15 protein-coding genes are annotated in these 15,306 nt (G+C 50.6%); 5 read left to right on the forward strand and 10 right to left on the reverse strand.

The window, feature by feature from the left end:
- Positions 1 to 26: 26 nt before the first annotated feature.
- Together trmL and BLR00_RS07020 are read right to left on the reverse strand one after the other, a co-directional pair.
- Positions 27 to 491 (reverse strand): tRNA (uridine(34)/cytosine(34)/5-carboxymethylaminomethyluridine(34)-2'-O)-methyltransferase TrmL, encoded by a 465-nt coding sequence (gene trmL, locus BLR00_RS07015; protein WP_074631716.1) that lies wholly within the window; start codon positions 489 to 491, stop codon positions 27 to 29.
- Positions 492 to 565: 74 nt separating this feature from the next.
- Complete coding sequence (locus BLR00_RS07020; RefSeq protein ID WP_074631717.1) at positions 566 to 1,297, reverse strand: ComF family protein; 732 nt, start codon at positions 1,295 to 1,297, stop codon at positions 566 to 568.
- 386 nt (positions 1,298 to 1,683) lie between these two features.
- On the opposite strand from BLR00_RS07020, the gene bioD reads away from it, so the two are divergent.
- Positions 1,684 to 2,355: a dethiobiotin synthase gene (gene bioD, locus BLR00_RS07025; protein ID WP_074631718.1), complete on the forward strand. Its 672-nt coding sequence runs from the start codon at positions 1,684 to 1,686 to the stop codon at positions 2,353 to 2,355.
- A gap of 84 nt (positions 2,356 to 2,439) precedes the next feature.
- On the opposite strand, the gene BLR00_RS07030 is transcribed toward bioD, so the two are convergent.
- The gene (locus BLR00_RS07030) at positions 2,440 to 2,841 is read right to left on the reverse strand and encodes a phage holin family protein (RefSeq protein ID WP_074631719.1); all 402 of its coding nucleotides are present in this window, start codon (positions 2,839 to 2,841) and stop codon (positions 2,440 to 2,442) included.
- Positions 2,842 to 3,550: 709 nt separating this feature from the next.
- Between BLR00_RS07030 and BLR00_RS07035 the strand changes: the two genes are divergently transcribed.
- Entirely contained in the window at positions 3,551 to 4,981 is a 1,431-nt protein-coding gene (locus BLR00_RS07035; RefSeq protein WP_074631720.1) for a putative bifunctional diguanylate cyclase/phosphodiesterase, read from the forward strand.
- Between the two features lie 175 nt (positions 4,982 to 5,156).
- On the forward strand, positions 5,157 to 5,924 hold the full coding sequence (locus BLR00_RS07040; protein WP_074631721.1) for an MBL fold metallo-hydrolase: 768 nt from the start codon (positions 5,157 to 5,159) through the stop codon (positions 5,922 to 5,924).
- A 122-nt stretch (positions 5,925 to 6,046) separates the two neighbouring features.
- On the opposite strand, the gene BLR00_RS07045 is transcribed toward BLR00_RS07040, so the two are convergent.
- The 7 genes from BLR00_RS07045 to cysB form a co-directional block, all read right to left on the reverse strand.
- On the reverse strand, positions 6,047 to 6,493 hold the full coding sequence (locus BLR00_RS07045; protein ID WP_074631722.1) for a hypothetical protein: 447 nt from the start codon (positions 6,491 to 6,493) through the stop codon (positions 6,047 to 6,049).
- 203 nt (positions 6,494 to 6,696) lie between these two features.
- A complete protein-coding gene (locus tag BLR00_RS07050) occupies positions 6,697 to 6,984 on the reverse strand; it encodes a hypothetical protein (RefSeq protein ID WP_074631723.1) in 288 nt (95 codons plus the stop codon).
- Between the two features lie 185 nt (positions 6,985 to 7,169).
- The gene (locus BLR00_RS07055) at positions 7,170 to 7,373 is read right to left on the reverse strand and encodes a hypothetical protein (protein WP_107797719.1); all 204 of its coding nucleotides are present in this window, start codon (positions 7,371 to 7,373) and stop codon (positions 7,170 to 7,172) included.
- 184 nt (positions 7,374 to 7,557) lie between these two features.
- A complete protein-coding gene (locus BLR00_RS07060) occupies positions 7,558 to 7,779 on the reverse strand; it encodes a hypothetical protein (protein ID WP_004179210.1) in 222 nt (73 codons plus the stop codon).
- A gap of 288 nt (positions 7,780 to 8,067) precedes the next feature.
- A complete protein-coding gene (locus tag BLR00_RS07065; protein ID WP_074631725.1) occupies positions 8,068 to 9,210 on the reverse strand; it encodes a cupin domain-containing protein in 1,143 nt (380 codons plus the stop codon).
- Positions 9,207 to 11,033 carry a DNA mismatch repair endonuclease MutL gene (mutL, locus tag BLR00_RS07070; protein ID WP_074631726.1) on the reverse strand — a complete coding sequence of 609 codons (1,827 nt, stop codon included), beginning with the start codon at positions 11,031 to 11,033 and terminating at the stop codon, positions 9,207 to 9,209. Before mutL ends, BLR00_RS07065 begins: the two co-directional genes overlap by 4 nt.
- Positions 11,034 to 11,130: 97 nt before the next feature.
- On the reverse strand, positions 11,131 to 12,057 hold the full coding sequence (gene cysB / locus BLR00_RS07075; RefSeq protein WP_074631727.1) for an HTH-type transcriptional regulator CysB: 927 nt from the start codon (positions 12,055 to 12,057) through the stop codon (positions 11,131 to 11,133).
- Between the two features lie 307 nt (positions 12,058 to 12,364).
- Here cysB and BLR00_RS07080 point away from each other — a divergent pair, with 307 nt between their 5' ends.
- Both BLR00_RS07080 and BLR00_RS07085 read left to right on the forward strand, forming a co-directional pair.
- Positions 12,365 to 14,455, forward strand: coding sequence for a nitrite/sulfite reductase (locus BLR00_RS07080; protein WP_074631728.1), 2,091 nt, complete (start codon positions 12,365 to 12,367; stop codon positions 14,453 to 14,455).
- A 32-nt stretch (positions 14,456 to 14,487) separates the two neighbouring features.
- Entirely contained in the window at positions 14,488 to 15,279 is a 792-nt protein-coding gene (locus tag BLR00_RS07085) for a phosphoadenylyl-sulfate reductase (RefSeq protein ID WP_074631729.1), read from the forward strand.
- The last annotated feature ends 27 nt before the right edge of the window (positions 15,280 to 15,306 follow it).

Genomic DNA, 15,306 nt, shown 5'->3' on the forward strand with positions numbered 1-15,306 from the left:
AAGCTAATTGGTTTTCCGCAAAAGTTTTATGTACCTTTCTCGAAGCTCATCTGCCGCCACGCTTCGTAGACCACCACCGCGACTGTATTGGATAAATTAAGACTGCGATTGCCGGACACCATCGGTACGCGGATACGGCGTTGTTCAGGAAAACTCTCCAGTATTTCAGTCGGGAGCCCACGGCTTTCCGAGCCAAAAAGAAATGCGTCTCCTTTGGCATAAGCAGTCAAGTCATAGCGTTGCTTGCCCTTGGTTGAGACGGCAAAAAGACGATGCCCTTGAAAGTGTTCCGCACAGTTTATCCAGTTTTCATGAACTGTCATGCTGGCAAACTCGTGATAATCCAGTCCGGCGCGTAGTAATTGCTTATCTTCCAGGATAAAACCAAGCGGCTTGACAAGATGGAGTCTCGCACCGGTATTGGCGCATAGCCGTATAATATTACCGGTGTTGGGCGGGATTTCGGGTTGGAATAAAATTACATCGAGCATAAGCTTATCAACGGTCCGATTTTTGTTTTGTGATCCGAAAGTAGCGGATATTTCCGATCTGGAATCCAGGGCAGTTAGGAGTCGTGCGGCAGCACACGAGGCAGCGTTCTGGCGACCACCCATCCACTTACGTGCACGGCGCCATGTTTGCGTAGTACCTTTGCCAGTTCATTCAGGGTTGCGCCGGTGGTCATCACATCATCCAGCATGGCGATGTGCTTGCCGGTAAGGTCCGTTTCGCATGTGAGTGCTCCTCGTATATTTTTCTCGCGTTCTTTCCATGGCAGTTCAGCCTGCGAGACGGTGTCCTTGATACGTTTGCAGGCATCCGGCAATAGCGGAATACCGCATCGTTTTGACACTTTACGGGCGATTTCCAGCGCCTGATTGAAACCTCTTTCACGTAATCTAACGGGATGCAATGGCATTGGCACGATGAAGTCCGGGAAAGAGTCCTTATCAATCCGCGCCAATAGCAGATCAGCCAATACTGGCGCCATGGGAAGGTTTGTCTGGTATTTGAGTGAATGAATGAGAGCGTTCACCGGGAAAGCGTAGCTTAATGCCGCTACGGTACGATCAAATGCCGGCGGTTTTGCGAGACAGGCACCACAGACGCAAGATTCCGCCATAGGCAGCGCACATACCATACAATGATTAAATGGCAGGTGAGGCAGGCTATCGTGACAAGGTGCGCACAGATTTCCATTGCTGGCGGTACCGCAAAGCAGGCAGTATTTCCCGAATAGGGTCTGTATAATATTTGATCTGTCGTTCAATGATATAGATAAAAAAATTGACAACAATAATGGAATTCGTGATTATTCGTATTCCACGATGCGACTGATTCCAAATTATCGCGCTCATTGTAGCGCAGACCGATCAGCCAATCGCTTTACCCGAACAATAGCGATATATGGACAGGCTATGAGTCAGCTTTCCGGCGTGACGGTTAATTCCGGCATAACCACTGGGGGGAACGGTTCTCATACAGGCGGAATTTCAAGCGGAGTTACGCAACGACGCTTAGCCGGTTTCTTCCCTGGCAGGAAAGCGGCAGCGCGCGATGCGACAACGGTGCTGTCACAGTTGCGTGGACTCGGATGACAGCTTTACCTTGTATGACAAAATGATTTTTACAGTTACTTTTTAAATTCGAATCTCCAGTAAGTTCATTCTCCAACCGAGGAAGATGACAAAAGGTTATTTCATCACCGGCACCGGAACGGGTGTGGGCAAGACCCTGGTCAGTTGTGCCTTGCTGCACGCTTTTGGCGCGCGCGGCAGGACTGCCGTGGGTATGAAGCCGGTGGTGGCAGGATGCGATAACGGGCAATACCTGGACGTTGAATCACTCCTGGCGGCAAGCACTGTTACTGCCCCGCGTGAACAAGTGAATCCGTATGCGCTGATCCCACCGATTGCCCCGCATATCGCGGCGAGACAGGCGGGCATCATTATCGACGTGACAACCATTTGCAGCGCTTGTTTCGAATTGCAAAAAATAGCTAACCTGGTAATTGTCGAAGGTACGGGTGGTTTTCTTGTTCCGCTCAACGAGTATCAGGACGGTGCCGACATGGCGAGGGCTTTAGGTTTTCCCGTAATACTGGTGGTGGGAATGCAATTGGGGTGTCTTAACCATGCGCTGCTGACCGCAAAAGTGGTGCGAGAAACGGGACTGTTGCTTGCTGGATGGGTGGCGAATCGTATTGATCCAGAAATGGCTGCATTCGATGAGAATGTGCTTGCATTGGAGCAGAGGCTGAATTGTCCGTTGGTGGGGGTGTTACCATTCGAGCAAAATGCCGATGCGAAAATATTGTCGATGCTGTTGAATATCGAGGCGCTGGACCAAGGCTAACCTCATGAATGCTGATCGTATGTGGGGACGCTTCCGAACCAGATCAATGCTGACATGTTCACATGTTATCTTTTCCGTACCTTATCAGATCATCACACCTTGGCGCGCAGGAATGCTTATCGGATATTCTCCAGATTGGAATATGAACATACCCACAAATAAACTGAGAAATGTTACGAAAATGCTCGCAAAGAATGCCGTCCAGAATCCCGAAATTTTGAATCCCGGCACAAGTGACGATACCAGAAGCATCATAAGCGCATTAATCACCAACAAGAAGAACCCAAACGAAATGAGCGTTAATGGAATCGTTAAGATGATGACAATGGGTCTGATTACGGCATTAGCGAAACCCAGTAGCAGTGCCGATACGAACAACGATTTTTTACTGGAAAATGAAATGCCGTGAAAGATAAAGCCGGCAAGCCACAGAGAGAGGGCAGTTATGCCCCAATGCGCCAGAAATTCCATCATGTTATACAGCATGCTCGCCCTTGGTTTTCCTTGAAAATATTATTGTAAACACGCTTGCATATAATATTGGCGCAGATTATCGATAAATTTTACAACAGTTGTTCCTATTCCCGATAAATAAGCCACCTACACGTGCGGGAAGCCTCCCGCCAAGTTTTTCGTGGAGCGCATTGCTGCCAAGATGGGGATCCATATAAGACGTATAGAGAGATAATAAGATCATGGATTCGTTTAACGCAGCGGGGGTTAAGTTTCATGGAAGTCCTTATAAGACGGCATTTTGCGCGTGATCTTCTTTCCCGGCGTGCCAGAAAAGGTATCAGCCATTGATGCCAAATACTCCCTGGTTTCGGGTATTCAGTCTTACCGTATTCCCGCTGCTAATCCGAGGGTTTTATTCAGAGGTTCTGTGGACCCCATACTTTTTTAACCATTGGCACGAATCATGCTTATTGAATGTTAGGGCCGCTCGGGACATAAATGAGTGGCTAAGAGAATGTTCTGTGGTAACCCCGTTCTTGAACAGGGAGCTTTGGTTCGAGGACTAGCAATAATGACTATTTCATTAACGAATTTCTTTAGCAGGAATATTTCTCGAAGCGTACCATCCTGCTCAATCATGGAGTCGATAAGGATGAGTACGTATGGTGGATGGCATTCCTTGCGAAGCGAAGACAGGCGATGTGACTGTGTTGTGATGATAAAATGAGAAATATCAAGCATGAATGACATGATGTATCGTAAGGAAACTGACCAGCGATTACCGCAGCTCGCGCGTTATGATGCGCTTACCCGTCTTCCCAACCGCGCTCTATTTTATGAGTCGCTGAGAAAGATTATCAAACAGGCCGAAATAAATCAGCGAATTGTTTCGATTCTGTATCTTGATATTGATAACTTCAAAAGTATAAACGACACACTGGGACATGCTCTCGGCGATGAGCTGCTACGCCAGTTTAGTCTGCGCTTGCTGGAATGTTTGCGCATCAGGGATATGATTGCGCGCCTGGGTGGAGATGAGTTCGGGTGTATTCTGATTACTCCTGATGGCTCAGGGGATGCCGGAATTGTTGCAAGCAAGATCAGAGAAGCATTACGCGAGCCCTTCATGTTGCCAGGTCACCAGGTGACCGTGACCGCGAGTATCGGGATCAGTGTTTATCCGACGGATTCGCTTGATGCGGATACGCTTATCAGAAACAGCGACACAGCCATGTGCCGGTCAAAAAGCTCAGGCAAGGATACATATCGCTTCTTTACAGCGGAAATGAATGTACGCGCGATCAAGAAGCTGGATCAAGAAAATGCGTTGCGGCAAGCGCTCGATCGAAATGAATTCGTTTTATATTACCAGCCGAAAATGGAACTCTCGGAGGGAGGGAGAATCACGGGAGTGGAGGCGCTGATAAGGTGGAATCGTCCCGGATATGGATTCGTCGCACCTCTGGAGTTCATATCCGTCCTCGAACAAACAGGATTGATCAACCGGGTGGGGGCATGGGTTATTCATAGCGCGTGCAAACAGATCGCCGAGTGGAGGCATTCGGGAGTAGGAGAGATCCCCGTATCGGTCAATGTATCCGGAAGGCAGTTTTCACAAGGTAACCTGAGTCGCGATGTTATTCGAGCCACCCAGGAGAATAATGTCGAGCCGGAATTACTCGAATTCGAACTCCAGACGGAAAGAGCATTGAGGGAGAACAGCATTGGCTCTGATATGCTGGAATTGGAACTGACGGAAAGCTCGTTGATGACACATGCAAAAAAGACGATCGATATCCTCAGGAGGTTGAAAGCAATTGGTATCCGGATTTCGATTGACGATTTCGGGACAGGTTATTCGAGTCTGGCCTATCTGAAACGATTTCCTGTCGATGTGCTGAAAATCGATCGTTCCTTTATTATGGACGTGATGACAAATCCTGCGGATGCCGCAATTGCCACAGCAATTATTGGCATGGCGCATAGTCTTGACGTTAAAGTGGTGGCCGAGGGTGTGGAAACCGTCGAGCAGTTCAATTTTCTGCGAGTGCGAGGTTGCGATGAAATCCAGGGTTACTATCTGGCGCAGCCACTTCCCGCAATTGAGATATCCAAGCTATTTTTGAGAGGTAACAAGGTCCTCAAGCCGGTAAGATCCCCCATTCTGTAATATACAGCAAGGCGATTCGAGCTTGTCTTGCGTCGGGTCATAAGGACCGTGATCCCTTGTGGCCAAATGTTAATGAGTATTTTGATGGGGGTCGCAGCAGTGATGGTAGAATTTCAGATATGCCCTCACACAACGGTAGAATGTTTTTCCCATCGTCAGACTTGTTCATTGCAACATGCGCTTTGCCTGTTTAGGTAGCGGTTCCCAGGGAAACGGTCTCGTGGTCGAAGTGGCGAAGACCCGATTGCTACTGGATTGCGGCTTTACCCTGAGAGAAACCGTCGCTCGTCTTTCACGGCTCGGTCTCGATCCCACCATGATAGATGGAATTATAGTCACTCACGAACACGACGACCATATTGGCGGCGTGGCGCGGTTTGCGCGTAAATTCAATATCCCGGTGTGGTTGACGCATGGCACGCTGCGTGGTGTGGGGAAAACATTTTCCTTGTTGCCGGTGATAAACATCATAGATGGCTATCGACGTTTCTCCATTGGAGATATCGAGGTAGAGCCTTATCCAGTCCCGCATGATGCACAGGAGCCTGCGCAATTTGTATTCGGCGATGGTGCGTTGCGATTGGGCGTATTGACGGATACCGGATGTTCCACACCTCATATCGAGGCAGTCTTAAGCCATTGCCACGCGCTGGTGCTGGAATGTAATCATGATGCCCAAATGCTTGCGAACAGCGATTATCCGCAAAGTCTCAAACAACGCGTTGGCGGCCGTTTCGGGCATCTTGAAAACACCGCTTCCGCAAAACTTCTTGCAAGTCTCGATTGCACTCGCCTGCAACACATTATTGCGGCTCATCTGAGCCAGAAAAATAACACTCCGCTACTTGCGCAAACCATGTTGAGTGATACCTTGAACTGTGAGATAGATTGGGTCGGGGTGGCTGACCAGAGCGAGGGCTTTGGCTGGCGCCAGTTGATATGATTTTCAATCCCTTGAAAGATAATTAAGCTGGCTTCGTTTATCGTACTGTAAATACTCAAGCAATAAAAAAGGAAAAGCCGCTCCGGAGATAACGGGAGCGGCTTTTTAATGGCGTGTTCGGATTATTTCTTCAATGCGTCCAATGCGCCTTTTTTCGCATCAGCTGCGGTGTCTTTTACGGCATCCGCTCCCGCGCTCGTTTTCTCGCTTGCCGCATCTTTAGCATCTACTGCTTTCTCCTTGGCGGAGTCATATGTTTCTGCTGCTTTTTCCTTGGCGGAGTCGTATGTCTCTACCACTTTCTCCTTGGCGGAGTCGTATGTCTCTGCTGCCTTCTCCTTAGCGGAATCATATGTCTCTGCCGCCTTCTCTTTGACGGTATCAACGGTAGAAGGGGTGCTACTCGTATCAGAGGAGGTTGTGCCGCTGGCATCGGAAGCCGGCGCAGCGGGCTGGGAGGTAATTTTCTCGAAGTTTTTCTTTTCTTGTTCGGGGAGCGCCTGATTTGGCTTGCCGCAGGCAGTCATTGTCAGTGCCACCAGGGTAGCAGTGAGGAGCGTAAGTCTCATTATTTGTTTCCTCTAAAGAGTTGGTAAAAACGCTTAGTATATAACGAAGCTGCTTGATTCCTCAAAGCAGAAACTGGACGCGTTAAATGATGCGGTTGAATTGCTGCACCCAAGAAACGTGATTTACAATTAATCTACATGAGCCGTTCATTTGCAACAAAAAAGCCACCACTAAGGGTGGCTTTTGCTTCTACTCTACTGCCTTAGTGGCCAGCCGGGATGGCGCTTTGCCCTGGTTTTATGGGATTGCCGTTGCCATCAAGCGCATGTCCGGGAAGGACAGCCTGTCCCGAATATTCGTCCTCGTCATCCGCGGCCGCACTTTTTTCCTCTTTGGGAGTACCGGAGGCAGCACGTTCTTCATCCATTGTAGTGCCTTCTTCCGTTCTGGTTCCATATGTGGTTGAATTCTCGGGCAATGCCTGCTTGGGTCGATCACATGCTGTTAGTGTCAGAGCCACCAAAGCAGCGGCGAGGAGTGAAAGTTTCATATCTGGCTTCCTTAAATAAAATATTAAATAGGTTGTGACGGACCATAGTATATAACAAAAATACTCCGGACTAAAAAAAATACCCCGGACTACTCGAATTTGAAACAGTTAGTTGCTGCGCCCGCTTATTTGGTCTTATTTCGAGCAATAAAAGGCCACTCGAAGGAATAGCCTTTCATCCTCCGTTACTTGCTCGGTTCTTGCTTGTTAGCGCTGGTGCCAGCGCCGCTAGCCGCATCAGTCGCAGGCTTATCAAGTTCGTCAAAATTCGGGGCTGACTCACGTTCGATCGAGGCGGAGGGCGGAGGCTTGTCCATGGGATGTTTTTTGCCATCGCAAGCGGTCAATGTTAACGCCGCCAGGACGACAGCGAGGAACGAGTATTTCATTATTCAATGATCCTATAGTTCATTACAGGGAGTCATAGTATAACAAAAGCTTCGAGGTCATTCAAATCCGAAACCGCAAGCTGATGTGATTTCCCTTCACCTGCAAGCAGCATTCAATAAAAAAAGCCGCCCCGGAGGACGGCTTTCTTCAACGTTAGTTTATTCTTATTAATATATAAGCCCATTATTTCGGGGGTTCATTTTTCTTTGCCTCTGCTGCAGCTGCAGCTTCAGCCTCAGCCTTTTGGGCCGCTTCAATGTCCGCATCACTTACCTGTCCTTCACGTTTCTCCCAGAGGCTCGGGGGATATTGTCCCGGCTTCCCTTCTCCGGGTTCTTTCTGTCTCAGTTGGTCACATCCGGTTAGTACTAGTACCAGGGCGGCAGCGAGGAGCGAGTACTTCATTTTTTTAATCTCCTTTATATGGTTTATAACGAGTCACGGGTAAATATCAAAACATTTCGGCCATTCAAATCTGAAAAGACCACTATCTTAATAGCAGAATTAAGATATGTTGTCCAGTTTTTATGGCCCATCCCAGAGCCACGGGTGATAGTGGCAATGGCCAAGGGATAAGGCTTTCAGTGAATCATTAAAACAGTAGCAGATCATTTTTTCACCTTACGGCCACGAGGCGGCTTATTTGCCGGCTGAATTACGAACCATCGAAGTGAACATAAGTCAATGACAAAATTATGCGTCAATCCCGCCGGGTTGGCTTGCTATTTCAATATAACCATAGAGATACCATTGGTAGCACAGTGCAAGAGCCTCATCGTTAAAATGCTTTGCTGTCGGCAATATGAGGCGATCAGCGAGTTTTTCCAATGACCGGCGGGCGGTAGCACCGGGTGCATAGCTATCTCCATTCAGAAAAATAGTTTTCTTCCTGTACAGCATACGACTTTTTAGATCCAGTTGTAATCCGTTTTCTTTAATCTCATAAACAAATTTTTTCTCCGGTAGAGGATCCGATGGCGGCACAAAAAAAATGTGGGGTTTGGGTTCGGTAAGATAGGTCCCCATAAAATGTTCCACATCCATGCGGTTCCATTTGATTTTATCGAGTGCCGCGCCAGCTTGATCCACCATGGGCGAACCAATATGTCCCGGACGCGACTGCAAAGTGATATCGGGGTCACGATACATGCCTCTAATCGCGGCATTATCCTGCAGGTAAACGAGAAACTGGGTGGCAAGCTCCTGGTGAGCGGGTGCGCGAAAGCCGATCGAATAGGTCATGCAATCGTCTTTTGCCACGCCATTGTGAGCGTAACCGGGAGGTAGATACAGCATGTCGCCTGGTTCCAGCACCCACTCTTGTTCCATTCTGAAATCACGCAGGATTTTTACCGGTGCATCCTCAACCAATCTTTTGTCCCGCTGGGCGGATATCTGCCAAACCCTGCGCCCCATTCCCTGCAGTAAGAAAACGTCGTATGAATCAAAATGGGGTCCAACCCCACCCTCGCTGGGTGCATAGCTGACCATCAGGTCGTCGAGCCGTGAGTGAGGGATAAAATTGAATTTAAGCAGTAGTTCGCGGGCTGCTGGAAGGAAGTGATTGATATCCTGTACCAGCAGCGTCCATTGTTTCTTTGGCAGACGTGAAAAAGATCGAAGTGCAAAAGGACCGTGCCTGACTTGCCATTTGCCATTCTGCTGTGTGATCAGCCGCGATTGCGCATCGTCCCGGCAGGCGAGATCAATAAGCTCGCTGCGAGTCAGCAATCCCTGAAAGTCGGGCAGGGCGCCACGCACCAGCAAAGGTTTTTTCTGCCAGTAATCGCGTAGAAAATTTCTTGGTGAAAGACCACCCAGGAGCGCGGTTTTCATCTGCCTCGCATAAACATTTTATCGAGATCGGCAAGACTGATTTCAAACCATGTAGGCCTGCCATGATTGCATTGGCCGGAGCGTGCGGTGGCTTCCATTTCACGCAACAGCGCGTTCATTTCCGGAATAGTCAACATGCGATTGGCGCGAACCGCACCATGGCAGGCCATGGTCGAGAGAAGTTCGTTACGCCTGCTGGTCAACGCCTGACTGGCGCCAAATTCCCGGATCTCGCTGACTACATCATGCGCGAGTTTTATCACGTCGGCGTCCTTGAGCGTGGCTGGAACCGCTCGTACCACCAGCATGGTGGGGGAAAACACCGAGATTTCAAACCCAAGCTCACACAAGACGGCGCTGCTTTCCTCAACTGTCGCGATATCCAGGCTGTCCGCCTGAAATGTTGCGGGAATCAGCAAGGGTTGCATCGAGAGTTTGTGGTTGTCGAGCGCCGATTTGAGTTTTTCATACAGTATTCGCTCGTGTGCCGCATGCATATCCACAATCAATAAGCCGCGATCATTCTGCGACAGGATATAAATGCCGAGTAGTTGTCCCAGGGCAAATCCGAGAGGCGGAATTTCCTGTTTTTCGTCAACGATCGCCGCTGCCATCGAATCAACTGACGATTCCGTGCCGGTGCCAAACAGGGTTTGATAGAACGCTTGTGGTTGGGCCACCATCCCGGGAAGCGCAGGTGGCGCATCGGGCATTATCTGCGGCGCGAGCGGTATGACGCGCTGCCGTGCATAGGCGGAAAATGGGGCAATCGCCGCCCGGCTCCTGTTCCCCGGCACCTGATCCGGACTCGGAGATATGGAGGCCGCGGACACCAATTGCGGCGATGCCAGTGCTTTGTTGATTGTATGAAAAATGAACTGATGCAGTGCGCGCGAATCGCGGAATTTAACCTCGGTTTTAGTGGGATGCACATTCACATCCACGCCATCGGCATTCATCTCCAGGAAGAGCGCAAAAGCCGGATGCCGATCCGGATGGAGGATATCGCGATAGGCTTCGCGTAACGCATGAGTAATCAGTTTGTCGCGTACGAAGCGGCCATTGACAAAAAAGTACTGGTTATCGCGGGATGATCGTGAGTAGTTGGGCAACGCTGATGCACCCCACAACCGTAAGTCCGCCGCTCGTTCGTCGACGAATACCGAGGTCTGGGCGAACTCATCTCCCAGCATCGCCGCAATGCGGAGCCGTGCATCCGCGGGGCGCAAATACCTGCGTATGGTTCCGTTGTGTTGCAGGGTGAAGCCGATGTCAGCGCGTGACAACGCAATCCGCTTGAATGCTTCGTCACAATGAGCGTATTCAGTGGCTTCCGTCTTCAGAAATTTACGCCGTGCCGGCGTATTGAAGTAGAGGTCATGTATTTCCACCGTGGTGCCTGAGGCAAGAGCTGCGGGCTCAGGTGATGACAAATGACGATCTTTTGTTTGTATCTGCCAGGCGTGTTTTTCCCCCGCCCCACGGCTTGTCAGTGTCAAGCGCGATACAGCTGCGATACTTGCCAGCGCTTCACCGCGAAAGCCCAGGCTTGCCACTTTCTGCAGATCTTCCAATGTATTGATCTTGCTGGTTGCATGGCGGGTAAGCGCGAGCGGCAGATCATCCCGGGAAATTCCGGTTCCATTATCCGCGATACGGATCAGTTTGATCCCACCCTGGAAAAGCTGCACCGTTATTTCCGTTGCACCTGCATCCACGCTATTCTCCAGCAACTCCTTGAGTGCCGACGCTGGCCGCCCTATTACCTCTCCGGCGGAGATCTGGCTGATAAGCAGGTCGGGAAGAAGCTTGATCGCGTTCATGGCGGAAATGGAATGAAGATAAGTCGCATTATACCGTCCCGAGTTTCCTCATGTTATGCGCAAGACACCCGCAGCGCCGTCTTCAAGAACCGCCGCTTCATGAATGCTGTTTCATCGCGGTCTTAATTGCCGCATGGTCAAGGTGAGGTGCGAAGGTTTCTATAAAATCATAAACATAGCCTCGCAAGTAACTATTGCGGCTGATGCCGATGCGAGTGGTGCTCGACTCGAACAAATGGCTTGCATCAATGGATCGGAGATGCTTGTCACGCTTTGGCTCGAATGCCATTTGCGCCAGGATACCGACGCCCAACCCCAATTCCACATACGTCTTGATGACATCCGCGTCAATGGCCGTAAGCACCACGTTGGGAATCAGGCCTTTTGCGTCGAACGCCTGGTTGATCTTCGAGCGGCCGGTGAAAGCAAAATCGTAAGTAATGATCGGATACTGAGCGATGGCTTCCAGCGTCAATTTCTCAAGTTTAAGCAACGGATGTCTCGGCGTGACAATGATGCAACGATTCCACTGGTAGCATGGCAGCATTACCAGTTCCTCAAACAACTCGATCGCCTCGGTGGCGATCGCAATGTCCGCCTCCCCCGAGGTAACCAGTTCCGCTATCTGGGTCGGATTACCCTGTCGCAAAATTAATTTTACCTTTGGGTAACATGCGGTAAAATGTTTGATGGCGGCGGGTAGCGCATATCGTGCCTGAGTATGGGTTGTGGCGATAGTGAGAGAGCCGGTGGCTTCGTTAGCGAATTCCTGGCCAACCTGTTTCAGATTTTTTGCGTCTCTTAGCATTCTTCCGGCAATTTCCAGGATGGCTCGTCCCGGCGGCGTGACTCTAACCACGCGCTTGCCGTTGCGTACGAAGATATCCACTTCAAGCTCGTTTTCCAAGAGACGAATTTGTTTGCTGATTCCCGGTTGCGAAGTGTGCAGCATTTCCGCGGCCTTGGATAAATTCAGGCCCTGATTGGCAACTTCGCATAAATAGCGCAATTGTTGCAATTTCATGATTTCTACTCTAATAACGTTAGGTTATAATAATCTAACATAATATTCTTTCATGATATATATGTCCGTTGCTATTATGGTGTTTTCTAGGCACCATATCGAGTTATCCGCCCGGTAGGCGGCGGATGGATGCACGCGGACGTTATAGGGCCGGATTATGTTTAAGCAAAATGGCGAATTCTGTCTGACCTGACAGTTCGTCCCGGATTGGACACGGCCAATGCCGGATCGGTATATTGCAATAGTTATCGGTAATCTCTTGCCGCCGGCATCAAGATGATATGGCCATAAATTGTGGAGATTTCAGATGAGTCACTTGAATTACCTTGCCAACGATGAGGAAATAAATTCGTTCGATCAGGCGCTGCAGGATTATCAGGGCCTGCGCATGGATGTTGATCGTTTTACCGCTGCCCGTCTACAAATGGGGATTTATGGGCAGCGGCAGGAAGGTGTCAATATGGTGCGGATCAAGCTTCCGGGAGGGCGCGTGAACGGCCCGCAATTGAGCGTGATCGCCGATATGCTGGAGAAATATGTACGCCACGATGTCGTGCATATCACCACGCGTCAGGATATCCAGATGCATTACGTACCGCTGGAGCATACGCCGGCGGTGCTCCGCCATCTTGCTACAGCCGGATTGACGACGCGCGAGGCCTGTGGCAATACAATACGTAATGTCACGGCCTGTCCGCTGTCGGGCGTATGTCCTCGCCAGCATGTCGACGTCACGAAGCATCTCGACGGGGCGGTTCAGCATTTTCTGCGCAATCCGCTGACTCAGCAAATGCCGCGCAAATTCAAGATCAGCTTCTCGGCCTGTGAATCCGATTGCGCGCAGGGCATGATGCACGACATGGGAATCGTCGCGGTGCGCAACGGCGACCGCTTCGGTTTCAAGGTTCTGGCCGGAGGGGGTCTCGGACATAAGCCGCACGAGGCTATCGTCGTGGAAGAATTCGTGGAAGAAAAGGATTTGTTGCTTGTGATGGAGGCGGTTGTTTCATTGCACAATCGCTATTCCGATCGTATTAAGCGTGCCAAAGCACGGATTAAGTTTCTGGTTGACAAATTCGGTCCCGAAGGTTTCATCGAGAAGTATCGCGAAGAACTGGCTCGCACTAAAACGGCACTGGCAACCCAGGATTATCCAACGGGTGAATGGAGCGGTGGCGCTGACAGTGAAGTTCCCGGTATTGGTGCCCCGCGCCGTGTGTTCGCGCAAAAGCAACCCGGTTATCACGTATTTCCGATCAGTGTGCCGATGGGTAATTTAAACGTGGCGCAACTGCGCGGTCTTGCCCGTATTGCCGAGACTCACGAGTTGCATGAAATTCGTGCAACGCAGGATCAGAACATGTTTCTGCCGAATGTGCCGGAAGCCAAAATCGGGTCTCTGCGCGCTGCCCTGGCTGCGTTGGGTCTGGGTGAGCCCCTGGCAGGTGATGATGTGGTGGCTTGTCCCGGCACTTCAACCTGCCGTTTAGGGATAACTTCAAGTACGATCCTCGGACCCAAACTGAATGGCGGCAAACATGATCTGAAAATACGTGTTTCAGGGTGCCATAACGGCTGTGCTCAGCCCGAGACCGGCGACATCGGCATTTATGGTGAAGGCAAGCGCATGCATGGCAAGCTTGTGCCGCATTATCAGATGTATTTCGGCGGCGATGGCATGGCGCGCGGCGCGCTGGCGATCAAAGGTCCATCGATCCCTACGGCACGTGTCGAGACGGCGGTGGAACGCGTGAAATCGGCTTATGCATCCAATCGCGAAGCGGATGAAACGTTCTTTTCCTGGACCCGGCGTGTGGGCAAGGTCTATTTCACTGATCTGCTCGCGGATCTGGGCGAAGTAAAACCGGAGGAATTGGAATCGGTCTTGCGCGATCATGGCCGGGATGGTGATTTCAAGGTGTTGCAGCTGGGCGGTGGCGAGTGCGCGGGAGTGAGTCAGGTGAAGATCGGCTCAAGTTTTTTCGAAGCGGCTCACGAGCGAAATTACCGGGATGCGCTCAAGTTTCAGCGAAAATTCGAAGATTCGGTTAAGTGTGCCGAAGAGATCGCCCGCTTGATCGGCCAGGGTGTGACCGAACTGCTCAGTGGCCAGAAGCACGACGATTTGGCTGAGCAGGCGGAGGAGTTGCGCCGGGTATTGCCTACCAAACCGCGTTTATCCGGGCAGTTGGCTAAATTCGCGGAGGATTTTTCGAGTCCGGTCGAAGGGTTGAATGATGTTCGACTGACCGAATGGTTTTCCGACCTGGATGCGTGGACGATGGAGGTCGCGGAATTCTGCATCGGTTTCGACCGTCAGCTTGATCTGACTGGCGCGCTGCCGCTAAAGGCTTCAGCCAAGTCATTCCAGCAGACACAATCATCGGTCATGTTGTAATAAATCTTGATACCTGTTATTGAATCGGTACCATGAGCCTGGATCAAAAGATTGCTGACGTGCGGACACTGTTGGATAGGGTGCAGGCGGATTATGCACCGGCTGTTTTCGCCAACAGTTTCGGTGCCGAGGATATGGTGTTGACGGATATCATCGCCCGGCATTATCCCGGCATTGGAATGTTTACACTGGATACCGGCCGCTTGCCGGAAGAGACTTATAGTCTGATGAAAGAGGTGGCGGAGCGCTATGGCATTCGTGTTCCCGTATATTTTCCCGAGTCCGCCGCCGTGGAAGCATTTGTTGCGCAGAATGGCCCCAACGCGTTCTATGACAGCGTGGAGTTACGAAAAACATGCTGCCATATTCGCAAGGTGGAACCGCTGAAACGTGCCTTGCGTGGAAAGCGCGCGTGGGTCACTGGTCTGCGCCGTGATCAGGCACCGACCAGAAAGGATCTGACTGAAACGGAGTTTGATACCGGAAATGGCTTGCAAAAAATAAGTCCATTGCTGGATTGGAGTCTATCCGACGTTTGGGCCTATCTCAAACAATTCGATGTCCCTTATAACGCGCTGCACGACAAGGGATACGCAAGCATCGGTTGCGCACCCTGTACGCGTGCCATTACTCCCGGTGAGGATGTCCGTGCCGGACGATGGTGGTGGGAAAATCCAGAAATCAAGGAGTGCGGCTTGCATCCAGACAAGCGGCGTAAGGCTGCGGTAGTGACTCGTTTGGCGGTGGACTCGGCGGTATCGGGCCAGGCTCTAAGTGAAAAGAAAGAGAGTAGCCAGGCTCTGATAAAGCCCCGTGGTTCGTGAGATTATCAGGATTGAGCGATGGATACC

This window comes from Nitrosospira multiformis (assembly GCF_900103165.1).
Taxonomy (GTDB): Bacteria; Pseudomonadota; Gammaproteobacteria; order Burkholderiales; family Nitrosomonadaceae; genus Nitrosospira; species Nitrosospira multiformis_D.